The following is a 23108-nucleotide window of genomic DNA, read 5'->3' as shown; positions in this document are numbered from 1 at the left end:
ACGTTCTCGTTAATCCCGCCGTCCGGATGCCCTGTTCCCCTGAGGGGTGCAACGGGATTACTGTGCACGTTCACAGAAGCTTTCCAAGGGGGATGGATGTATCCGGAGCGTCCTGGCGGCCTCGCCTTCGGCGGGGACTACAACCCGGAGCAGTGGCCGCGCGAGGTCCTGGAGGAGGACGTGGCGCTCATGCGCGAGGCCGGGGTCAACCTGGTCAGCCTCGGGATGTTCTCGTGGGCGCTGATGGAGCCGGCCGAGGGGCGCTACACGTTCGGCTGGCTGGACGAGATCCTCGACCGGCTGCACGCGGGCGGCGTCGCGGTCGACCTGGCCACGCCGACGGCCGCGCCGCCCGCCTGGTTCGTCGCCGCGCACCCCGACGTGCTGCCGGTGACCAGGGAGGGCACCCGGATCGGGTTCGGCGGGCGGCAGAGCGCCTGCTCCAGCGCGCCGGCCTTCCGCGAGGCGACCGCCCGGCTGGTGCGCGCGCTGGGCGAGCACTACCGCGACCATCCGGCCGTGGTCATGTGGCACGTCCACAACGAGTACGGCGCCCCGCTCGGCGAGTGCTACTGCGAGCACAGCGTGGCGGCCTGGCGGGACTGGCTCTGCGCCACCTACCGCGACCTCGCCGCGCTGAACGACGCCTGGGGCACCACCTTCTGGGGTCAGACCTACACCGACTGGGACCAGATCGACGCCCCCCGCTTCAACCACACGGTCGTCAACCCGGCCCAGCGCCTCGACTACGCCCGCTTCAGCGACGGCCAGCACCGCGAGCACTACGCGCTCCAGCGCGACATCCTGCGCGAGCTGACCCCGCATCTGCCCGTCACCACGAACTTCGCCGGCACCGTCAACTGCAAGTCCGCCGACCTGTGGCGGTGGGCCCGCGAGCTGGACGTGGTCGCCAACGACCACTACCTCAAGGCCGAGCGGCCCGACAACCACATCGACCTGGCCATGTCCGCCGACCTGGCGCGCTCGGTGGCCGGCGGCGCGCCCTGGATGCTCATGGAGCACTCGGCCGGCGCGGTCAACTGGCAGCCGCGCAACCTCGCCAAGCGGCCCGGCGAGATGCGCCGCAACAGCCTCGCCCACGTGGCGCGCGGCTCCGACAGCGTGCTGTTCTTCCAGTGGCGGGCCTCCAGGTTCGGGGCCGAGAAGTTCCACTCCGGGCTGGTGCCGCACGCCGGGACCGACTCCGGGCAGTGGCGCGAGGTGGTCCGGCTGGGCGCCGACCTGCGCAGGCTGGCCGGGGTGCGGGGGAGCCGGGTGCGGGCCGAGGTGGCGCTGGTGTGGGACTGGGAGTCGTACTGGGCACTGGAGCTGGACTGGCGGCCGTCGGTGGACCTGACGTTCCGGGAGCGGATGGACGCCTTCTACGAGGCGTTGTGGCGGGAGCACGTCACGGTGGACTTCGTCCACCCTTCTGCTGATATTTCGGGGTATCGGGTGGTGGTGGCGCCCAGCTCGTACCTGCTCACCGAGGCCGCGGCCAAGAACCTGCACCGGTACGTCGAGGCGGGCGGCCACCTGCTCGTGTCGTACTTCTCCGGCATCGTGGACGAGCACGACACCATCCACCCCGGCCCCCACCCGGGCGCGCTGCGCGAGCTGCTCGGCCTGTCGATCGAGGAGTTCCACCCGCTGCGCGACGGCGAGACCGTGACCGTGACCGGCGAGACCGTGACCGTGACCGGCGAGGCCGCGACCCCGGCCGACGCGATGCCGGCCGGTGGGGACACGGCCGGCGGGGACGCGGCCGGTGGCCGGCCGGCGCGGATCTGGTCGGAGCGGGTGCGGCCGGCGGGCGCGGTCACCGTGCGGGCCTTCGCCTCCGGCCCGGACGCCGGCCATCCCGCCCTGACCCGCCACGACCTCGGCGCCGGCACCGCCTGGTACCTGGCCACCGCCCCCGTCGCCGGCCTGCGCGGCCTGCTCGCCCGGGTGCTCGACCACGCCCGCGTCACCCGCCCCCGGGGCCTGCCCGACACCCTGGAGCTGGTCCGCAGGGGCCGCCACGCGTTCCTCATCAACCACGGCGACGAGCCGGTGACGGTCGAGGGGGTGACCGGCGTCAGCGTCCTGGACGGCGCGCGCTGCGACGGCCGGGTCACCGTCGCGCCCGGCGCCGTCACGGTCGTCGAGGAGACCCCCCACCCCGAAGGAGAACCCGCATGAGACGCCTCCTGCCCGCCCTGCTGTCCGTCCTGTCCCCGTTGTTACTCGCCATCCCCCTGGCCGCCGCCCCCGCCCAGGCCCAGGCCCGCCTCCCGATCCGCGGCGCGGACGTCTCCAGCCTCGCCAAGTCCGAGGCCCTGGGCGGCGTCTACCGCGACGCGCTCGGCCGCCGCGGCGACCCCCTGCGCATCCTGGCCCAGGCCGGGCTGACCCACGTCCGGCTCAAGGTCTGGGTGAACCCCGCCGACGGCTACAACACCAAGGCCCAGGTGCTCGCCGTCGCCAGGCGCGCCAAGGCGGCCGGGCTGAAGCTGCTGGTGGACTTCCACTACTCCGACACCTGGGCCGACCCCGGCAAGCAGTACAAGCCGGCCGCCTGGGAGGCGCTGCCGTTCGACCAGCTCAGGCAGGCCGTGTACGACCACACCTACGACGTGCTGGACGCCCTGCGCCGCCAGGGCACCACGGCCGACCTGGTGCAGATCGGCAACGAGATCAACGGCGGCCTGCTGTGGCCGGACGGCTCCAACACGAACTGGGCCGGCACCGCCGCCCTCCTCGGCTCCGGCTACGACGCCGCCAAGAAGGTGTCCGCCTCGACCAGGGTCGTGCTGCACCTGGCCAACGGCGGCGACAACGGCCTGTACCGGTGGTGGTTCGACAACGCCGCCGCCCACGGCATCCGCTACGACGTCATCGGCGTGTCGTACTACCCGTACTGGCACGGCACGCTGGAGAGCTTCCAGGCCAACCTCAACGACGTCGCCACCCGCTACGGCAAGCCGATCGTGGTCGCCGAGACCGCGTACCCGTTCACCACCGCCGACGACGACGGCTGGGAGAACCTCGTCACCTCGCCCGAGCCCTACCCGGGCTACCCGGCCACCCCGCAGGGCCAGTCGGCCATGCTGGCGAAGGTCGCCGCGGTGGTCCGCCAGGTCCCGAACGGCCTCGGCCTCGGCCTGTTCACCTGGGAGGCCACCTGGACCGGCGTCAAGGGCAACGGCTGGGACCCGGCCGACCCGTCCTCGGGCAACGCCTGGGAGAACCAGGCCCTGTTCGACTACGCCGACCGCGCGCTGCCCGCGATGGCCGTCCTCGGCCACGTCTGATCCGCCCCGCGATCCGTCATCCGCCACGGCCGTCTCCGCGAACTGTTCATGACCTTCAAGCAGATCCATCCGACGATGGGAGTGCACAGTGCGGAAAGAGCACGACAGGTCCATGTCCCGGCGGTGGCGGCTGACGGCGCTGCTCACCGCCGTGATCGCGGCGTTCTCGCCGGCCGCGGCGCAGCAGGCGCACGCGTCCGCCGCCGGGCTGCGCGGCTTCGACGCGGTCACCACGGTGAACGAGCGGAACGTGTGGAAGCACATGGCGTTGATCGGCGACCAGTACGCCATCTACACCGACCGCGGGCTCATCGAGGGCCCGGCGCCGATCCGGCAGAAGTGGCCGTTCCTGCCCGAGCAGTTCACCCATGACGTCGACTCGGCGGGCGTCGCCATCAGCGGGCCCGGCTTCCGCTGGCGGCACACCTGGACCAAGGGCAACCAGGCGATCACCTTCGAGGACACCGGCATCGTCAACGGCCCCTTCTTCATCCCCAGCCCGTACGACGGCCTCAGCGACTTCAACGACCCGATCGACGGCCGGATCAGGCACTACGGGGTGCGGGGCGGGCTGGCCACGTTCCTGTTCGACGGAGCCTTCGAGACGCCCAGCAGGCCGCTGGCCAACGACACGTTCCTGCCCGCGCGCTTCCACAGCGATCTCGACGACATCTCCCTCGAATGGGAGCAGAACCGGTCGAAGATCAGTTACTACAAGGGCAACGAGCGGGTGATCTTCACCGGCAACCAGATCGTCGAGCTGGTCGCCCTCGACGCCAAGTGGCCGTTCCTGAACGCCTGGCGGTCCGCCGCCTGAGGCCCGGCACGGCGCAGCACAGCACAGCACGGCACGTCGTGGTGGTCCGGGCGGACGGCCCGGGCCACCACGCGCGCGCCCGGCCTCCCCGGCACCCGGGCGCGCGGTTGACATGATGGGCCCATGACTCCCGATGAGCTGCTCACCACCACCCGCAGCGTCCGCAAGCGCCTCGACCTGACCCGGCCCGTCCCGCTGGAGCTCGTGCGCGAGTGCCTGGAGATCGCGTTGCAGGCGCCCACCGGCGGCAACAGCCAGGGCTGGCACTGGATCGTGATCACCGACCCCGAACGGCGCAAGGCCGTCGGCGACTACTACGGCCGCGCCACGCGCGCCTACCTCGGCTCGGGCGCCTCGGCCGGCGACCTGTTCCAGGACGACCCGGAGCGGGCGGCCACGCAGCGGCGCGTCTCCGACAGCGCGGCCTACCTGGGCGAGCACATGGGCGAGGCGCCGGTGCTGGTGATCGCCTGCATCGAGGCGCCGCGGCTGCCCGAGGGGAACCAGGCCGGGCTGTGGGGCTCGTTGCTGCCGGCCGCGTGGAGCTACATGCTGGCCGCCCGCGCCCGCGGCCTCGGCACCGCCTGGACGAGTCTGCACCTGGTGTACGAGAGCGAGATCGCCGAGCTGCTGGGCATCCCGCCGAGCGTCCGGCAGGGCGTGCTCATGCCCACCGCCTACTACACCGGGGAGACGTTCAGGCCGGCCCGTCGTCAGCCGCTCGACGAGGTGCTGCACCTCGACTCCTGGTAGCGGGGCCGGGCTCGCCGGGTTTGTGGTGAATGCCCGCGTTCGCGCCGGTTCCGAATTAAGATCACCGGCGTAATTCCCCCCATCCCAAGGAGCCGGCAGTGTCCGACAGCGAGCAGGAAAGCGCGCCGCAAGGCATCGACACCAGCAGGCCGAGCGTCTCGCGCGTCTACGACTTCATGCTCGGCGGCAAGGACAACTACGCCATCGACCGCCAGGTCGCCGAGATGGCGCTGAAGATCGCCCCGGACGCGCCGGAGGCCGCCAGGGCCAACCGCGAGTTCCTCCGGCGCACCGTGCGCTACCTGGCCGGCGAGGCCGGGATCCGGCAGTTCCTCGACGTCGGCTCCGGCCTGCCCACGCAGGGCAACGTGCACGAGATCGCCCAGGCGGTCGCGCCCGGCGCGCACGTCGTCTACGTCGACCACGACCCGATCGTGCTCGTCCACGGCGGGGCGCTGCTCGCCGACGACGACACCACCGCCGTCGTGCACGCCGACGCCCGCGAGCCGGAGAAGATCCTCGGCGACCCCGGCACCAGGGCCCTCATCGACTTCGACCGCCCGGTGGGGCTGCTGATGTTCGGGCTGCTGCACCACCTGGCCGACGACGAGGACCCGGGCGGCGTCCTGGCCCGCCTGGTGGCCCCGCTCGCCCCGGGCAGCCACGTGGTGATCTCCCACTTCCACAACCCGGGCGCGGCCCATCCGGAGGTCGCCGAGCAGGCCGCCAGTGCCGAGAGACTGTTCAACGAGCACCTCGGCACCGGCCGCTGGCGCACCCGCGAGGAGCTGCTGGCCTTCTTCGACGGCCTGGAGCTGGTGGAGCCCGGCCTGGTGCCGCTCCCGGAGTGGCGTCCCGACGGGGAGGACCACGCCACTCCGGGCATCACTTACCACACCTTCGTGGGTGGCGTGGGGCGCAAGCCGTAGCCGGCGGCTACTCCGGCAGCTTGCCGGTGGACACCACGTCCCGGTACCAGTGGGCGCTGTCCTTCCAGGTGCGCTTCATCGTCTCGCGGTCCACGTGGACGATGCCGAACCGCTTGGCGTAGCCGTGCGCCCACTCGAAGTTGTCCATCAGCGACCACACGAAGTAGCCGCGCACGTCCGCGCCGCCCGCGATCGCCTCGGCCACGGCGGACAGGTGCCGGCGCAGGTAGTCGATCCGGTCGGCGTCGTGGACCACGCCGTCCGGCCCGACCGGGTCGGGGAACGCGGCGCCGTTCTCGGTGATCATGGTGGGCAGGTCCGGGTAGTCGCGGTGCAGGCGCAGCAGCAGCTCGGTCAGGCCGGTCTCGTCGATGTTCCAGCCCATCTCGGTGTACGGGCCGGGCTGGCGCACGAACTCCACGTCGTCGCAGGCGATCCACGGGGAGGCGGTGCCGTCCTGGTGGCCGTCGGCCGTCTCCTTCGGCCCCGAGCCGTCCCAGTGCCGCACCAGCGTCGGGTTGTAGTAGTTGACGCCGAGCACGTCGATCGGCTGGCGGGCGGTGGCCTCGTCGCCGTCGCGGACGAACGACCAGTCGGTCACCGAGGAGGTGGCCTCGATCAGCTCGCGCGGGTAGGCGCCCTCCAGCATCGGCCCGAGGAAGGCCATGTTGGACAGCAGGTCCGCCTTGCGCACCGCGGGCGCGTCGGCCTCGGACACGCCGCGCACGTGGTGCAGGTTGAGCGTGACCGACATCAGGGCGTCCCTGGCCGCGGTCGAGCGCAGCGCCTGCACGGCCAGGCCGTGGCCGAGGTTGAGGTGGTGGACGGCGGCCAGCGCGGCGGCCGGGTCGGTACGGCCCGGCGCGTGCACGCCGGAGGCGTAGCCCAGGTAGGCCGAGCACCACGGCTCGTTGAGGGTGATCCAGGCCCGCACCCGGTCGCCGAGCCGCTCGCCCATCAGGCGGGCGTAGTCGGCGAAGCGCGACGCGGTGTCGCGGTCCGGCCAGCCGCCGGCGTCCTCCAGCTCCTGCGGCAGGTCCCAGTGGTAGAGGGTGGCCACCGGGGCGATGCCGCGCGACAGCAGGCCGTCCACGAGCCGGTCGTAGAAGGCCACGCCCGGCTCGTTGAGCGGGCCCGCGCCGCCCGGCTGCACGCGCGGCCAGGAGATCGAGAACCGGTAGGCGCCCACGCCCAGCCCGGCCAGCAGGTCCAGGTCCTCCTCCAGCCGGTGGTAGTGGTCGCAGGCCACGTCACCGGTGTCGCCGTTCGCGACCAGCCCGGGGGTGTGGGAGAAGGTGTCCCAGATCGACGGGCCGCGGCCGTCCTCGTCCCAGGCGCCCTCGACCTGGTACGCGGCGGTGGCGGTGCCCCACAGGAAGCTCTCGGGGAAGGTCGTCATGCTGCTCCTTCAAGGATGATCTCGATCTCGTTCGTGTCCGCCCCGGCGGTGACCCGCACGCCGCCGGGGGTGGTCTCCAGCCGCGCGTGCCGGGCCTCGCGCACCCCGGCGAGCAGCAGGCTCCAGGGCGCGGGCGCCCCCGCGACCCGGCGGGCGCGCACGCGGTCGCCGGCCCGCGACACCTCGAACACCGTACCGACGCCCCCGTCCACGGTGGGAACGGTAACAGTGCGGCTCCCGCCGTCCGCCGGCCGGTACACCTGAAGCGTGACGCCGGCCGCGTAGTCGTAGTCCGGCCGGTCATCCCGCGCCCCCACCGGCAGCACCGCGCCCGGCCGCACCAGCAGCGGCAGGCTGTCGAAGCCGTGCCGCTCGGTGCGCCAGGCGGGCCCGGTGACGACCTCGCCGTCCAGCAGCCGCGTCCACTCGCCCGCGGGCACGTAGTACGACACCTCGCCCTCGCCGGACAGCACCGGCGCGACCAGCAGGTCGGGGCCCAGCATGTACTGGGCGTCGAGGTGGTCGCAGGCCCGGTCGCCGGGGAACTCCAGCTGCATCGCGCGCATCACCGGCAGCCCCTCCTCGGCGGCCTGGACCGCGGCCCCGTACAGGTAGGGCATGAGCCGCGCCTTGAGCCTGGTGAACGAGCGCAGCACGTCCACCGCCTCCTCGTCGAACAACCACGGCACCCGGTACGACCCGCTGCCGTGCAGCCGGCTGTGCGACGACAGCAGCCCGAAGGCCACCCACCGCTTGAACACCGCCGCGTCCGGCAGGCCCTCGAACCCGCCGATGTCGTGGCTCCAGAACCCGAACCCGGCCAGGCCGAGCGACAACCCGCCGCGCAGCGACTCGCCCATCGCCTCGAAGGTGGACTCGCAGTCGCCGCCCCAGTGGACCGGCAGCCGCTGCCCGCCCACGGTCGCCGACCGGGCGAACAACACGGCCGGGCCGCGCTCGGCCAGCACATCGTGGACGGTCCGGTTGTACAGCAGCGAGTAGTAGTTGTGCATGCGCTCGGGGTCGGCGCCGTCGGCGTAGGCCACGTCCGTCGGGACGCGCTCGCCGAAGTCGGTCTTGAACGCGTCCACCCCCATGTCGAGCAGCGCGCGCAGCTTGCCCGCGTACCACGCGCGGGCGGCCGGCGAGGTGAAGTCCACCAGCGCCCGGCCGGCCTGCCAGTGGTCGTCCTGCCACACCGTGCCGTCCGGGCGGCGCAGCAGGTGCCCCAGGCGCGCGCCCTCGTCGAACAGCGCCGACGCCTGCCCGATGTACGGGTTGATCCACACGCACACGCGCAGCCCGCGCTCCTTGAGCCGGCGCAGCATGCCCTCGGGGTCGGGGAACACCTCCGGGTCCCACTCGAAGTCGCACCACCGGTAGCGCCGCATCCAGAAGCAGTCGAAGTGGAACACACTGAGCGGGATGTCCCGCTCGGCCATGCCGTCCACGAACGAGGAGACCGTGGCCTCGTCGTAGTCGGTGGTGAACGAGGTGGACAGCCACAACCCGAACGACCAGGCGGGCGGCAGCGCCGGGCGGCCGGTCAGCGCGGTGTAGCGGCGCAGGATGTCGGCCGGCGTCGGCCCGTGGATGACCAGGTACTCCAGGTCGTGGCCCTCGACGCTGAACTGCACCCGCGACACGGTCTCCGACCCCACCTCGAACGACACCCGCCCGGGATGGTTGACGAACACGCCGTAGCCGCGGTTGGTCAGGTAGAAGGGGATGTTCTTGTAGGCCAGCTCGCTGGCGGTGCCGCCGTCGTCGTTCCAGATGTCGACCGACTGCCCGTTGCGCACCAGCGGGCCGAACCGCTCGCCGAGCCCGTACACCAGCTCCCCGGCGCCCAGCCGGAGCTGCTCGACGAGGAAGTGCCGCCCGCCGGGGTCCGTCATGGCGCCGAGGCTCCTGCCGCCGCTGCGGGTCAGCTCGCGGCCGCCCGCGCTGAACGTCATCTCCCACGGCGCGTCCCTGCGCAGCCGCACGGTGAGCGCGCCGCTGGTCAGGCTCGCGTGCCCGGCGTCCACGGCGACCTCGGCCGCCGGCGCGTCGTCGCGCACCTCGAAGGCGGGGGCGGCCGGCACCGACCCGGCGAAGTGCACCGTGCGGACCCGGATCACGTCCGGCATCGGCGAGGACAGCTCCACGCGCAGGACCGGGCCGTCGATGGTGTCGCCGCGGCGGGTGACCGGGCGGGCCGGGGCGAGCACCCGCAGCGAGGCGGCCTCGGCGGTCACGTCGTGGGCCGCGGCGGCGTAGGCCGCCCGCACCCCGGGGCGCATCCGCCAGTAGCCGTCTTTGAACTTCATGCTGGATCCGTCCTCGGGAGGTCTCTGGTAGGGCTTGCGGGGGTCAGGCGCGGGTCACGTGGAGCGCAGGGCGGCGACGGCGCGCGGCGCCAGCGTCACCGGGCCGTCGGTGACGGCGCCGGTCAGCAGGTCCTCGGCGGGCCCCGCGACCGGCACCTCGGCCGTGGCGGAGCCGTGGTTGAGCAGGAACAGCACCTCGCCGCGGCGCACCGCCTCGACGCCGGGCGGCAGGTCCGCGACGGCGCCGCGCACGCCCGCGTCGGCCAGCGCCCGCGCGGTCAGCCCGGCCAGCGCGGCGGGCTCCGGCATGGTGGCGACGTACCAGGCGACGCCGTCGCCGACGCGGTGCCGCAGGATCGCCGGGCGGCCGGCCAGCTCGCCCTCGGTGAACTCGGCCACCGCCTCGGCGCCCTCGGCGGCCATCAGCTCCGTCCAGGCGTGCGCCGTGAAGCCGGGCCCGCCGCTCCAGCGGCAGCCGACCTCGCCCTCGGCGGGCAGCCACTCCTCGCCGGAGGCGCCCAGCGCCTCGCGCAGCGGGACGGGGAAACGGCCGGTGCGGACGTGCCCGTCCGGGTCCACCACGCCGGAGAACGGGCCGACCACCAGCACGCCGCCGCCGCGCGCGTACGCGGTCAGCGCCGCCGCCTGCCGGTCGCTCACCAGGAACAGGTTCGGCACGACGACCAGCGCGTACCCGCCGAGGTCGGCGTCCGGCGGGACCACGTCCACGCTGACGCCCCGCTCCCACAGCGGCACGTAGTAGGCCAGTAGCTGCTCGTCGGCGTTGAGCCGGTCGCTCGGCCGGCCGCGCTCCTCCAGCGCCCACCAGCTCTCCCAGCCGAACACCAGCGCCACCCGCGCCGGCACCGGCTGCCCCGCCACCGCGGCCAGCCGGCGCAGCTCCCGCCCGTGGGCGCGCACCTCGCGGTGCAGCCGGGTGTCCGGGCCGGCGTGCGGCACCATCGCGGCGTGGAAGCGCTCGGCGCCGAAGCGGGAGGCCCGCCACTGGAAGTAGCACAGGCCGTCCGCGCCCCGGGCCAGCGCCTGCAGCGACTCCAGCCGGAGCTGCCCGGCCGGCTTGGGCAGGTTGTGCGGCCGCCAGTTGACGCCGCTCGTGGCCTGCTCCATCAGCAGCCACGGCCGGCCCCGGCCGAGGCCGCGCATGAGGTCGTGGACGAGGGCGGTGCGCGCGGGGGAGAGCGGGTCGCCCGGGTCCGGGTACCAGTCGTTGGCGACCAGGTCCTCCTCGGCGGCCCACTTCCAGGCGTCCACGGGCCGGAACAGGCCCATGAAGTTGGTGGTGACCGGGACGTCCGGGGCGTGCTCGCGCAGCACGTCCCGCTCGGCGCGGAAGTGCTCCAGCAGGGCGTCGGAGCAGAAGCGCCGCCAGTCGAGGCTCTGCGTCGGGTTGATCATGTACGGGGCGCGGCGGGGCGGCAGGACCTCCTCCCACCGGGCGTAGCGCTGGCTCCAGAACGTGGTGCCCCACGCCTCGTTGAGCGCGTCCAGGCCGCCGTGACGCCGCCGGAGCCACGCGCGGAACGCCTCCGCCGAGGCGTCGCAGTGGCAGATCTGGCCGTACTCGTTGCCCACGTGCCACAGGGCCAGCGCCGGATGACCCGCGTACCGCGCGGCCAGGTCCGTCACGATCGACAGCGCCCGCTCCCGGTAGACCGGCGAGGACGGGCAGAACTGGTTGCGCGAGCCCCACCAGAGCCGGTGCCCCGACTCGTCCACCGGCAGCGTCTCCGGCCAGCGGTGCCCCAGCCACGGCGGCGGCGAGGCGGTCGGCGTGGCCAGGTCCACCGCGATCCCGGCCCCGGCCATCAGGTCCATGACCCGGTCCAGCCAGCCGAAGTCGCGCGCCCCCGGCTCCGGCTCCAGCCGCGCCCAGCTGAACACGCCGACCGTCACCAGGTTGACCCCGGCGGCCTTCATCAGCTCGGCGTCCTCGGCCCAGACCTCCTCCGGCCACTGCTCGGGGTTGTAGTCCCCGCCGAACAGCAGGCCCCGGCCCTCGGTGAGCCGGCGCATCCCGGTCACCGGCCGCTCCTCGGGGGCCCGGAGCTGCCGCCCGGCACCAGCCGGCACGGCACCAGCCGCCGTTGCGGCGGGCCGTCGCCCTCCAGCCGCTCGATGAGCATGCGCGCGCCGAGCCGGCCCAGCTCCTCGCCCGGCGGCTCCAGCGTGGTCAGCGGCGGGTGGAACATCTCCGCCACCCGCGCCGACGACAGCACCAGCATCAGCGTCAGGTCCCGCGGGATGCGCCAGCCGCGCGCCGCCACGGCCGCCACCACGCCGGCCGCCGCGTGGTCGTCCATCACGGCCAGCGCCGTCACGTCGGGGTGCGCCGCCAGCAACTGCTCGAACGCCCGCCCGCCCTCCTCGGCCGAGCCAGGACGGAAGCCGTCCACGTAGCCGAGCCCCGCCGCGCGGGCGGCCGCGGCGAACTCCTCGCCCGCCCGGATCGCCGGGCCGTAGCCGTCGGCGTACAGGTCGGTGGACAGGTTGAACAGGGCCAGCTTGCGGTGGCCCAGCCCGGCCACGTGCGCGACCGCCTCGCGGGCGGTGGCGGCGAAGTCGATGTCGGCGTGGTCGATCGAGCCCGGCTCGCGGGTGCGCCCTATCATGCTGAACGGCACCCCGGCCGCGGACAGGAACTCCGTGCGCTCGTCGTCCAGGCCCACCTCCATCAGCAGCACGCCGTCCACCAGGCCCAGGCCGGTCAGGTGGCGCAGCTCCTCGATCGGCTCGGCGCTCTCCGGCGACAGCAGCAGGTGGTAGCCCAGCTCCTTGGCCGCCTCGGCGGCGCCGGTCGCGAACTGCATCTCGGTCAGGCCGAAACCGCTGCGCGGGGCCGGGAACAGCAGCGCCACGATCCTGGTCCGCTTGCTCTGCAGGCCGCGCGCCAGCAGGTTCGGGCGGTAGCCCAGCTCGGCGGCGGCCTGCTCGATGCGGCGCTTGGTGGCCGCCGCGACCGGGCGGGTGCCGTTGAGCGCCGCGGAGACCGTGCTGACCGCCACCTGGGCCCGCTCGGCCACGTCGCGCAGGGACGACATCACACTCCCGGACGGGGGTTGTCGAAACGTTTCGCACAACCTAAAGTCCGTTTTGTGATGATGTCAATGGGCTGAATTCGGCCATCCCGAAACGCCGCTACGATCGGCCCCGTGCTGAGCCTCACCGTCCCCGGGCCCGCCGGAGCGCCGCTGCGCGGCCACCTCGTCATGGGGGAGGAGCCCGGCGTCCCCGGCGCCGTCACCGCCGACTCCCGGCACCTGTGGCGGGGCGGGCGGCCGTGGTTCCCGGTCAGCGGCGAGTTCCACTACGCCCGCTACCCGGCGGCCGAGTGGCGCGAGGAGCTGCTCAAGATCCGGGCGGGCGGGGTCACGGCGGTGGCCACGTACGTCTTCTGGAACGTCCACGAGGCGCGGCCCGGCCGCTTCGACTGGAGCGGCGACCGCGACCTGCGCCGTTTCGTCACGCTCTGCGCCGAGACCGGGCTGGACGTGGTGGCGCGGATCGGCCCGTGGGCGCACGGCGAGTCGCGCCACGGCGGCTTCCCCGACTGGCTGCTCGCCGCCGGCTGCGAGCCGCGCACCGACGACCCCCGCTACCTGGCGCTCGTCCGGCGCTTCTACGCCGAGATCGGCGCGCGGCTGCGCGGGCTGCTGCGGCGCGACGGCGGGCCGGTCGTCGCCGTGCAACTGGAGAACGAGCTGCACGACCGGCCCGGCCACCTGCTCACCCTCAAGCGGCTGGCCCGGGAGTGCGGCATCGACGCGCCCCTGTGGACCGCCACCGGCTGGGGGCACGCCCGGCTGCCGCGCGACGAGGTGATCCCGCTGTTCGGCGGCTACCCCGAGGCCGCCTGGGACACCGCGCACGACGGCCCGCCCGGCCAGAGCCGCGCCCACTACTTCTTCGGCCACGGGCGGGACGACGACTCCATCGGCGCGGACCTGCGCGCCGGGGCCGGGGCCGGGGCGCCGGCGGGGGACGGCGGTGACGGCGGCGACGGCGACGGCGGCAGCGCTGACGGTGACCTGGCGCGCTACCCGTTCGCCACCTGCGAGCTGGGCGGCGGCATGTTCCTCGCCTACCACCGGCGGCCGCTCGTCGGCGCGGCCGACGTGGCCGCGCTGGCCCTGGTCAAGCTGGGCAGCGGCTCGGCCTGGCAGGGCTACTACCTGTACCACGGGGCGTCCCAGGCCGAGGGGTTGCAGGAGTCGCACGCCACCGGCTACCCCAACGACTGCCCCGCCGTGGACTACGACTTCCAGGCGCCGCTCGGCCAGTACGGGCAGTTCCGCGAGTCCTGGTTCCGGCTGCGGCTGCACCACCTGTGGCTGGCGAGCGACGGCGGCGACCTGGCCCCGATGACGCTCACCCTGCCGCCCGGCGCGCCCGCCGGCACCGCGGACCGCCGCACCCTGCGGTGGGCGGTGCGCTCCGACGGGCGCTCCGGGTTCCTGTTCGTCAACAACCACGAGCCGGCGGAGGCGCTGCCCGCGCACGACGGCGTGCGGTTCCGCGTGCTGCTGGGGGAGCGGTCCCTGACGGTGCCGCGCGAGCCCGTCACGGTGCCGCCGGGGGCGTACTTCGCGTGGCCGCTGGCCCGGCCGCTCGGCGACACCGGCCTGCTGGTGACGGCCTCCGCCCAGCCCGTCTGCACGCTCCCCGCCCCGGACCCGGCCGCACCGGACGGGAGCGGGCCGGACGGTGGCGGGCGGGACGGTGGCGGGCGGGACGGTGGCGGGCCCGTGATGGTGCTCGCCCAGGTGGCGGGCATCCCGGTCGAGCTGACCCTGCACGGCGCCGAGCGGGTCGAGGGCCCCGGCGTGTCCGATCGGGACGGCTCCGTCCTGGTCGGGCGGGACGGCCCCGGCGTGGTCGGGCGGGACGGCCTCGGCGTGTCCGAGCGGGACGGCCCCGTCCTGGTCGGGCGGGACGGTCCTGTCCTGGTCGAGCGGGACGGCTCCGGTGTGGTGGTGCGCGGCCTGCGGCCCGGGCCCGGCTGCCTGCTGCGGGTCACCGGCCGCGACGGCCGCACGGCGCGGGTGCTGGTGCTCGACGAGCGGAGCGCGCTCGGCGCCACCCGCGCCCGGCTGCGCGGCGCCGACCGGCTGCTGATCAGCGACCGCCCCGCGGTCCCGGACGGCGACCGCCTGTTCCTGTACGGCGGCCGGCCGGGCGACCATCTGCGGATCTTCCCGCCCGTGAGCGCGCCCCCGCCCCCGGACGGCGGCGTCTTCGAGGCCGTCGAGCTGCCGGACCCGCCCGCCGCGGCCGAGCCGGTCGCCGCCGCCGTCGAGCGGGTGGCGCCGGCCGGGCCGCCCAGGACGGCCGTCGCCGACCCGCGTTCGGGCCGCGCCTCGGCGCCGTCGGACGCCGACTTCGCGCACGCCGCCGTCTACCGCGTCCCGGTGCCCGCCCGCCTCCTCGACACGGGCGACGAGGTGCTGCTGCGGCTCGACTGGACGGGCGACGCCGCCCGCGCCCTCATCGGCGGCCGGCTGGTGGCCGACCGGTTCTGGCACGGCCCGCCGTGGGAGATCGGGCTGCGCCGCCACCGCCGCGCCCTGCTGGAGCACGGCGCGATCGAGCTGCGCCTGCTGCCCTGGCCGCGCAACGTCCCCCAGGAGGTCCCCGTGTACGTCTCCCCCCAGGTCCGCGATCGACTGGGAGCGCCGCCGGAGCTGCGCGCGGCGGCGTTCGTCCCGGTCCCGCGCACCGTCCTCGCCTTCGACGGGGGCGAGGCCCGATGACCGGCCGCTGGGTGGACACCTGGACCGCCATGCCCCAGCGCGCCGAGCCCGCCGACCTGCCGCCCCCGCCGTACGCGGGCGGCGATCGCCCCGTGCTGGCCGACGCCACGCTGCGGCAGACCATCCGGGTGTCGGCGGGCGGCGACCGGCTGCGGCTGCGGCTGTCGAACGCCTTCGGCGCCGCGCCCCTGCCGGTCACCAGGCTGACCGTGGCGTTCCCCGCCGGGGGCGCGGCGGGCGCGAGCGCGGTCGAGCCGGGCACCTGCCGGCCGGTGACGTTCTCCGGCCGCTCCTCGGTCGTCGTCCCGCCCGGGGCGCAGGCGGTGTCCGACCCGGTGGACCTGCCGCTGCCGCCCGCCTCGGTCGTCACCGTGACCGCCTACCTCGCCGAGGGCCAGCCCGGCGCCGCGCTCACCGCGCACCCGGGCTCCCGCACGACCTCCCACCTGGCGCCCGGCGACCAGTGCGACGCCGCCGAGCTGGCCGGCGCGACCCCCGTCGACCACTGGTACCTGCTCAGCGCGGCCGAGGTCCTGGCCGCGCCCGGCACGTCCGCGCTCGTCCTGCTCGGCGACTCGCTGACCGACGGCCGCGGCTCCACCACCAACGGCAACGACCGCTGGCCCGACCAGCTCTTCGACCGCCTGGGCGAGGCCGCTCCCGCCATCGCCAACCAGGCGGCGGGCGGCAACCGGGTGCTCCGCGACGGCCTCGGCCCGAGCGCCCTGGCCCGCCTGGACCGCGACGTGCTGGCCCGCAGCGGCGCCCGCTGGCTGCTGGTCTTCGAGGGCGTCAACGACCTCGGCACCGCCGAGCCCACCCCCGGCGCCCAGCGGCGCAACGCCGAGGACCTCCTCGCCGCCTACGACCAGATCGTGACCCGCGCGCACGCCGCCGGCCTCGTCGTGTACGGCGCGACGCTCACCCCGTTCGGCGGCCACGACTACGACGACCCCGGCGGTCACCGCGAGGCCGCCCGCCAGACGGTCAACGACTGGATCCGCGGCGGCGGCCGCTTCGACGCGGTGGTCGACTTCGACCGCGCCGTCCGCGACCCGGCCGACCCGCGGCGGCTGCGGGCCGCCTTCGACGTGGGCGACGGCCTGCACCTGAGCCCGGCCGGCTACGAGGCGCTGGCCGGCGCGGTGCCCGCCGGGCTGTTCCCGCGATAGGCCAGGTCAGGCCAGGTCAGGCCAGGGCTCCGCTCAGCGGTTGGCGGCCAGGCTGTGCACCGGGTGCTCGCCCTCGGTCTGGAGCCGGTACTCGTGGCCCGACTTGGCGCGGTTCTCGTCGATGACCCGCTCGGAGGGGGCCTTCTCGCCGCCCATGAGGGCTTCCTGCATCTTCTGGAAGCGCTCGTGGGCGTCCTGGACGTAGCCGGTGCCCAGCGTGGTGTAGTCGATCTGGGTGGTCAGCAGCTCGCGCAGGTACGCCTTGTTCGGCTCGAAGGTCACCGGCTGCGGCAGCTCGGGCGCGCACACCTCCTCCGGGTCGCGGCCGTCCTGCTGCTTGAACAGCTCGGCCGCCAGCCGCAGGTGCTCCAGCTCCATGTTGAGGTGCAGCTCCCAGATGGCCTTCACCTTGGGGTCGGACTCGGTCTCCATGAACGAGTGGTACAGGTAGCACTCGTTGTACTCGTGGTTGAGCAGCATCTCCCACCAGCTCTCGCCCGGGTCCACCAGGGACTCATAGTGGGTGACGTGCTCCTCCTCGATCATCCCGATCTCCTGGTAGAGCTGGCGGGCGATCGGCTCCATGTACTCCGGGCCGACGTTCATGTAGAAGTTCATCGTCTGCTGCTCGGTGGACATGATCGTCAGCGCGTGCAGCTTCGAGATCGGCGCGGCGGAGGTGCGGTCGTAGGGCACCCGCACGTTGTCCACCGGGTTGCGGTGGTGCAGGTACGTCGGCCGGCCGGGCATGACCTCGGTGAGCTGGTCGACGATCTTCTCGGCCTTGCGGTGCTCGATCATCTCGTACAGGTTGGAGTACCGGTAGAGGTGGTCGAAGTCCTCCAGCACGCCGAACTGGTACGCCTGCTGCAGGTAGGGGTCCGGCTCCATGCGCGCCACCCACGCCGTCAGGTCCACGGCCACCTGCTCGTAGGAGATCGTCGTCTCCAGCACCGACGCCACGCCGGGCAGCAGCCAGTTGACCGCCTTCTGCTGCTGCTGCTCGATGTAGCGGGAGCGGGCGAGCTGCTGCTTGAGCTCGATGTCCTGCAGGTGCCGGGCGAGCTGGTGGCTGAACATGATGGCCTCGACCTCGATGCCGTTCATCGTGATGATCCGGCACATCGTGTACGGGTCGCAGTGGTCGGGATCGACGGGCATGACGTTCAGCTCGCGCCAGCTGCGCAGCTGCTTGTCCAGCGGGATACCCCGCTCCTGCAATGGGTTGAAAGGCATGACGCCGTGCTCCTCGCGCTGTCGGAAACATCCGGATTCCGGCGTACCCGGGGGCCCTGGGGACAACCTCCCGCCCTGACCGGCGAAAGCCCTGGAAAAGGTAATGGCGGGCGTGGCCGCCGACGGCCCCGGGTAGGCCCGCCCCGGGGGACCGGAGGAAGGACGATCATGACCGCACAGAGGACCGCGCCCGGGAAGACCGCCGCGACCGACGTCATCGACCTGCTGTACGCCCAGCACGGGATGATCAGGGACCTGTTCGACGAGGTCGAGCAGGCGCCGCCCGACCGGCGCGGCGAGGCGTTCGGCCGCCTGGTGCGGCTGCTGGCGGTGCACGAGACCGCGGAGGAGGAGATCGTGCACCCCTACGCGCGGCACAAGTTCGACGGCGGCGACGGCATCGTGAACGACCGCCTCGCCGAGGAGCACCAGGCCAAGCAGCTCCTGGCGCAGCTCGACCGGGCCGGGACGGACGCGCCCGACTTCGCCGAGAAGCTGGCCGTGCTGCGCGGCGCCGTCGAGGCCCACGCCCGCGCCGAGGAGCGCTACGAGTTCAGCAAGCTGCTCGCCCACACCACCGAGGCCGAGCGGCGCGCGATGGCGGTGGGCCTGAAGGCCGCCGAGGCCATGGCGCCCACGCACCCGCACCCGGGCGTGGAGACGGCCGGCCAGAACCTCCTCATGGGCACGCCGATGGCGATGATGGACCGCGTCCGCGACGCGATCCGCCAGGCGACAGGCAAGAACCCCTGACCCCGGCCGGCGGGCCGGCCTCGCGGGGCCGGCCCGTCAGATCGTCATCAGATGGCGGTCCTGGCTGCGCCACTCGATGGTCATCACCGTGGCGTCGTCGTCCAGCCGGCCGTCCTGGTGCCGCATGATCGCCTGGATGAGCCGGCGCAGCGTCTCCGGCGCGGACACCCCGTCGGCCTCGTGGCGTACCACGAAGTCGACGAACCGCTCCAGCCCGAACACCTCGCCGCGCGGGCTGCGCGCCTCGACGATGCCGTCGGTGTAGAACAGCAGCCGGTCGCCGGGCTCCAGCTGGTACTGCATCAGCCCCGTGGACATGCCCAGCCCGAAACCCATCGGCGGGTCCGGGATCGGCGTGCTCTCCAGCGTGGCCACCCGCTGCCCGCCGCGGATCACCAGCGGCGGGTGGTGACCGCGGTTGACCCAGCGCAGCCGGCCGCTCTCCAGCTCCAGGGTGGCCAGGAGGCCGGTGGCGAACCGGCCGGTGAACTGCTCACCGATGGCCTTGTCCACGGCCTCGCTCAGCTCGGGCAGCTCGACGCCCTGGCGGCGGTTGTGGCGGCAGGCGGCCATGGCGACCGAGGCGGTGAGCCCGGCCGAGGTGTCGTGGCCCATCGCGTCGAACAGCGACGCGTGCAGGACGTCCCCGTCGATCGCGTAGTCGTAGGCGTCGCCGCCCACCTCGTACGCGGGTTCCAGGGCCGCGCTGACCACCACCGTCTCGTCGGCGAACGTGCCCGGCGGCAGCAGGCTCCACATGACCTCCGCCGACAGCGTCATCGGCCGGGCCCGCACCAGGCGGGCGTAGGAGTCGCTGTGCGGGCGCTTGCTGACGACCAGCAGCGCGACCAGCGAGGCCAGCTGCTTGATCCGCCACTCCACCAGCGACATGTCCCCGTCCGGCACGGTCGCCCCGAGCACCCCGATGCGCTCGGTGCCGTCCAGCAGCGGCACCCAAACCCGCCGCGCGCCGCCGCCGCTCCGCACGGGCACGGTGTACACCAGCTCCACGGCGCGGAAGGACCGGCCGGGCAGCGTCGTGTCGATGCCCAGCCGCTCCAGCTCCCGGCCCGCCGCGTCGAGCTGGCCCGGCAGCGGCACCAGGTGCTGCTGCTGCAGGTCGGCGACGTAGACGAGGGTGTGGGTGAGGCCGACCAGCCGCGCGTGCTCGGCGATCAGGGGCGGCAGGTCCTCCATCGCGGCCAGATGGCTGGCTTCCAGCAGGCCGCCCAGGGCGCGCTCGCCATCGCTCCGCACCGGCTTCCCCTCCCTCCCTCCCTCCCGACGGACGTAGGTGATCCCTACCCCCGTCGTGCCCGCTCACCCCGTCCGCCGGGGTCGTTCGCCCGGGACGTCGGTGAAGCCGGTGAAGGGGCCGGTGGTGGCGCCGGAAGGTCACCGCGCCCGGCGGGGGGGCCACCGGGCGCGGTAGATCGGGGTGTTACCGGTTACTCGGTGTGGATGGTTCCGTTGTGGGCGGAAGCCTGCGGAGCGAAGGCGAGAGAGAGCGAGAACAGGCTTCCGGCCGTCAGCGCGATGATGGCGATGAGCCGTCTCATGCGCTTCACGCTAACAACGGCGGCCGTCGCGCGTCTTCGTGAGTTGTGACAAATCGCGGCGGCACCTCGCCGGTGCGCGGGGCGGATTCCGTGACGGCGGTCCCGTCCGGGGAAGGGGGAGCGTATGAAACGTCTGCTCAAGGTCCTCCTGGCCCGCCGCCTCGCCGCCACCCCGGTCGGCGCGCTGATCCTCGGGATCGGCTGGCTCCTCGGCCGCCGCCGCCGTCGCCGCGCCCAGCAGGCGGGCCGGCCGGCCGATCACCGCACGGCCTCGCGCCCGGCCCAGCGCCCGGCCCGGCGCGCCGCCCGCCGCTGACACCCGCCCGCCTGCCCGCGCGCCCCTGGCGCCCAAGCCCGCCTACCAGGCCCTGCTCGCCTGCCCGCCCGCCTGCCCGCGCGCCTGCGTGCGCGGGCGGGCGAGGACGGCGCGTCAGCCGGGGCCGAGGCTCCACAGGCGCAGCAGCCGGTCCTGGCCCGCCGTCACCACGACCGGCCGCCCGGACCGCTCGGCCAGCGCCAGCGCGCGGATCCCGCCGCCCTCGCCGGAGCCGAACTCGCCGACGATCTGCCCGTCGTCGAGGCTCCAGACGCGCACGAACGCCTCCCCGCCCGACGGCGCGTGCCCCACGACCGCGACCGGCACGCCGTCCAGCGTGCCCGCCACCAGCGCGGCGGTGCCGCGGTCGTCCGGGCTGCGGTCGCTGAAGTCCCACTTCTTCCTGCGCTTGCCCGTCGCCAGGTCGTACACGCGCAGCGTGGCGTCCAGGTGGGTGGAGACGAGCACCGGGTCGCCCTTCAGCTCGCCGCACGCCAGGCGCTCGATCCCGCCGATCTCGCCGGTGGTGAACGTGCGCGTCACCACGCCCGTGGCCAGGCGGCGCACCCGCACCCGGTTCGCGCCGTCGCCCGTCACCAGCACGTCGTCGCCGTCCAGGCGGCCGAACGCCAGGCCGTTGATGCCCTGGAAGTGCTCCGTGCTGGTGGGGCCGAGCTGCCTGCCGGTGGTGACGTCCCACAGGCGCACGGTGCCGCGCAGGTCGCGCAGGCTGTCGTACTTCTGCGACACCGCGACCACCCGGCCGCCGCCCGTGACCGTCACCGCCACGATCGGGTCGCCCGCCTTGTGGGAGGCCAGGCTCTTGCCGGACGGGCTCCACAGCCGCATCGCGCCGTCGGCGTGGCCGGAGGCGATCACCGGCTCGCCGCCGCGCTCGCCGTACGCGACGGCCGTGGCCCCGGCGCCGCCGTCGCCGAGCCTGGCGGGCGCGGGCGCGGAGAGGTCCCAGGCGAGGACGGAGCCGTTGCCGGTGCCGCACGCCACGCCGGACCCGCCCGCGGCCATCGCCGCCGGGGTGCCCGCACCGGCGGGCGGCCGCACGGGCTCGCCGATCCGCGTCCCGAACGGCTCCGCGGCGGCGGTGCTGGGAGAAGGGGACGGCGAGGAGGACGGCGGCGGGGAGCCGGTGGCCGTCCCGGTGACCGTCCCGCTGCCTGTTCCGGTGTCCGCTCCGGTGTCCGTGGAGACGGACGGCCGGACCTGCCCCTGGCTCTGCCGTCCGGCGTCGCGGTCGGGCCTGAGCACGACGAACGCCGACACCGCGGCCGTCGCCAGCGCCGCCGCCCCCGCGCTGAGCACCGCCCGCCGGCTGACCCGCTTCCCGCCACCCGGCGACGTCTCCACCTCGGCCATCCCGGCCCCCGGCGCACGCCCCCACGTCCCAGGCGCACCACCGTCCCCCGGCCCAGCTTGCGAATAAGCCCCCGGCCCACGACCGCCACCCGACCCGTGACCGCCGCTCTGTCCGTGCCCGGCGCCCGGCCCATGTCCGGCGCTCTGTCCGTGCCCGGGACCCGGCCCGTGTCCGGCGCTCGGCCTGTGTCCCGCGTCCGGCCTGTGTCCCGCGTCCGGCCTGTGTCCCGCGTCCGGCCTGTGTCCCGCGTCCGGCCTGTGTCCCGCGTCCGGTCCGTATCCGGCGCTCGGTCCGTGACCCGGGTCGGGGACGCGGCCTGCCGCTGGGGCGCCCGCTCGCCGATCCGGCGTGTCCGCCCGGCGATCCCGTGCGTCCGCCCGCTGATCCGGTGGGCTCGCCGCTGCCGGATGGCCCGCGCCCGGCGTGCCCGAGCTCGCCCGGCCCGGCCCCGGTCGGGGCGCGAGGGGCGGGCCCGCGACCGGTGACGGCGGGGCGGGCGGAAGGAGCGGCGGAGGGCCGACCGGGTCTGAGGGCGGCGGCGGGGCGGGCGGGGTCGGGCCTGGGTGGCTCATCAGCCGTTTCATCAGCTCGGTCGGCAGCGGCCGGGCCGCCGGGTCCTTGGCGAAGCACTCCCGCAGCACCTCCGCCAGCCGCGCGGGCACCCCGTCCAGCCGGGGGACGCCGCTGAGCACGGCGTTCAGGATGGCCGGGACCGTCTCCCCGGGGAAGGGCGGCCGCCCCGTGGCGGCGAACACCATCGTGCCCGCCCAGCTGAACACGTCCGACGCCGGCCCGACCCGCGCCCCCTCGAACTGCTCCGGCGACATGTACGTCGGCGTCCCCACCACCCCGGACGCCATCGTCGCCGCGTCCAGCGCCTTGGCGATGCCGAAGTCGATGACGATCGGCCCCTCGGGGCCCATCAGCACGTTGCCCGGCTTGAAGTCCCGGTGCACGATCCCGGCCTGGTGGATGGCGGCCAGCGCGGTCAGCGTGGAGATCGCCAGCCGGTCCAGCGCCCCGCCGGTACGCGGCCCGGCCGCCCGGACGACCTGCTGGAGCGTGTCGCCCGGCACGTACTCGCTCACGATGTACGGCCGCTCGTCCATCGTCCCGACGTCGAGCACCGCGGCCGTGCAGAACGCGGCCACCCGCCGCGCCGCCTCCACCTCGCGCAGGAACCCGCGGGTGATGGCGTCGTCCCCGCTCAGGTGGCTGTGCAGCAGCTTGATGGCGGCCTCGCGCCCGCCGTCGCCGACGGCTTTGTAGACCGTGCCCTGGCCGCCGGAGCCGAGCACGCCGACGAGCCGCCAGCCGCCGACCCGTTCGGGGTCGCCCGGCCGGAGCGGGCGGATTTCCGGCATCCCGCTCCTTTCCTGGACATCCCTAAGCGATCCACACGATAGCCGGTATCGGCTTCGGG

At 74.5% G+C, this 23108-nt stretch carries 16 protein-coding genes; 9 read left to right on the top strand and 7 right to left on the bottom strand.

Annotated features, from left to right (window positions below):
* Positions 1-96: 96 nt before the first annotated feature.
* From AB0H75_RS25335 to AB0H75_RS25315, 5 genes are all read left to right on the top strand, one after another.
* The gene (locus tag AB0H75_RS25335) at positions 97-2184 is read left to right on the top strand and encodes a beta-galactosidase (RefSeq protein WP_367800063.1); all 2088 of its coding nucleotides are present in this window, start codon (positions 97-99) and stop codon (positions 2182-2184) included.
* Complete coding sequence (locus tag AB0H75_RS25330) at positions 2181-3296, top strand: arabinogalactan endo-beta-1,4-galactanase (RefSeq protein WP_367800061.1); 1116 nt, start codon at positions 2181-2183, stop codon at positions 3294-3296. Before AB0H75_RS25335 ends, AB0H75_RS25330 begins: the two co-directional genes overlap by 4 nt.
* A gap of 88 nt (positions 3297-3384) precedes the next feature.
* The gene (locus AB0H75_RS25325) at positions 3385-4113 is read left to right on the top strand and encodes a hypothetical protein (RefSeq protein WP_367800059.1); all 729 of its coding nucleotides are present in this window, start codon (positions 3385-3387) and stop codon (positions 4111-4113) included.
* Between the two features lie 123 nt (positions 4114-4236).
* Positions 4237-4866, top strand: coding sequence for a nitroreductase family protein (locus AB0H75_RS25320; RefSeq protein WP_367800057.1), 630 nt, complete (start codon positions 4237-4239; stop codon positions 4864-4866).
* Positions 4867-4964: 98 nt separating this feature from the next.
* Positions 4965-5795, top strand: a complete 831-nt coding sequence (locus tag AB0H75_RS25315) for an SAM-dependent methyltransferase (RefSeq protein WP_367800055.1) — start codon at positions 4965-4967, stop codon at positions 5793-5795.
* Positions 5796-5802: 7 nt separating this feature from the next.
* Here AB0H75_RS25315 and AB0H75_RS25310 read toward each other — a convergent pair whose 3' ends face one another.
* The 4 genes from AB0H75_RS25310 to AB0H75_RS25295 are packed head-to-tail and all read right to left on the bottom strand — an operon-like array spanning position 5803 to position 12565.
* Positions 5803-7194: a GH1 family beta-glucosidase gene (locus tag AB0H75_RS25310; RefSeq protein ID WP_367800053.1), complete on the bottom strand. Its 1392-nt coding sequence runs from the start codon at positions 7192-7194 to the stop codon at positions 5803-5805.
* The gene (gene yicI, locus AB0H75_RS25305; RefSeq protein ID WP_367800051.1) at positions 7191-9506 is read right to left on the bottom strand and encodes an alpha-xylosidase; all 2316 of its coding nucleotides are present in this window, start codon (positions 9504-9506) and stop codon (positions 7191-7193) included. The genes AB0H75_RS25310 and yicI overlap by 4 nt, the downstream gene beginning before the upstream one ends.
* 54 nt (positions 9507-9560) lie before the next feature.
* Positions 9561-11540, bottom strand: a complete 1980-nt coding sequence (locus tag AB0H75_RS25300; protein ID WP_367800283.1) for a beta-galactosidase — start codon at positions 11538-11540, stop codon at positions 9561-9563.
* 5 nt (positions 11541-11545) lie between these two features.
* A complete protein-coding gene (locus AB0H75_RS25295) occupies positions 11546-12565 on the bottom strand; it encodes a LacI family DNA-binding transcriptional regulator (protein ID WP_367800049.1) in 1020 nt (339 codons plus the stop codon).
* Between the two features lie 111 nt (positions 12566-12676).
* Between AB0H75_RS25295 and AB0H75_RS25290 the strand changes: the two genes are divergently transcribed.
* Complete coding sequence (locus tag AB0H75_RS25290; RefSeq protein ID WP_367800047.1) at positions 12677-15274, top strand: beta-galactosidase; 2598 nt, start codon at positions 12677-12679, stop codon at positions 15272-15274.
* Positions 15271-16446: an SGNH/GDSL hydrolase family protein gene (locus AB0H75_RS25285; RefSeq protein ID WP_367800045.1), complete on the top strand. Its 1176-nt coding sequence runs from the start codon at positions 15271-15273 to the stop codon at positions 16444-16446. The genes AB0H75_RS25290 and AB0H75_RS25285 overlap by 4 nt, the downstream gene beginning before the upstream one ends.
* Before the next feature lie 33 nt (positions 16447-16479).
* Here the strand turns inward: AB0H75_RS25285 and AB0H75_RS25280 are convergent, their stop codons facing one another.
* Complete coding sequence (locus AB0H75_RS25280; RefSeq protein ID WP_367800043.1) at positions 16480-17682, bottom strand: hypothetical protein; 1203 nt, start codon at positions 17680-17682, stop codon at positions 16480-16482.
* A 168-nt stretch (positions 17683-17850) separates the two neighbouring features.
* On the opposite strand from AB0H75_RS25280, the gene AB0H75_RS25275 reads away from it, so the two are divergent.
* Positions 17851-18435 (top strand): hemerythrin domain-containing protein, encoded by a 585-nt coding sequence (locus AB0H75_RS25275; protein WP_367800042.1) that lies wholly within the window; start codon positions 17851-17853, stop codon positions 18433-18435.
* A 36-nt stretch (positions 18436-18471) separates the two neighbouring features.
* Here AB0H75_RS25275 and AB0H75_RS25270 read toward each other — a convergent pair whose 3' ends face one another.
* Entirely contained in the window at positions 18472-19692 is a 1221-nt protein-coding gene (locus AB0H75_RS25270) for a PP2C family protein-serine/threonine phosphatase (RefSeq protein ID WP_367800040.1), read from the bottom strand.
* A gap of 426 nt (positions 19693-20118) precedes the next feature.
* Here AB0H75_RS25270 and AB0H75_RS25265 point away from each other — a divergent pair, with 426 nt between their 5' ends.
* Positions 20119-20310, top strand: coding sequence for a DUF6203 family protein (locus AB0H75_RS25265; RefSeq protein ID WP_367800038.1), 192 nt, complete (start codon positions 20119-20121; stop codon positions 20308-20310).
* Between the two features lie 114 nt (positions 20311-20424).
* Here the strand turns inward: AB0H75_RS25265 and AB0H75_RS25260 are convergent, their stop codons facing one another.
* A complete protein-coding gene (locus AB0H75_RS25260) occupies positions 20425-23049 on the bottom strand; it encodes a WD40 repeat domain-containing serine/threonine protein kinase (protein ID WP_367800036.1) in 2625 nt (874 codons plus the stop codon).
* Between the last annotated feature and the right edge of the window lie 59 nt (positions 23050-23108).

The organism is Nonomuraea sp. NPDC050783 (assembly GCF_040802095.1).
Classification (GTDB): Bacteria; Actinomycetota; Actinomycetes; order Streptosporangiales; family Streptosporangiaceae; genus Nonomuraea.
This window is presented reverse-complemented; position numbering and strand designations above follow the sequence as displayed.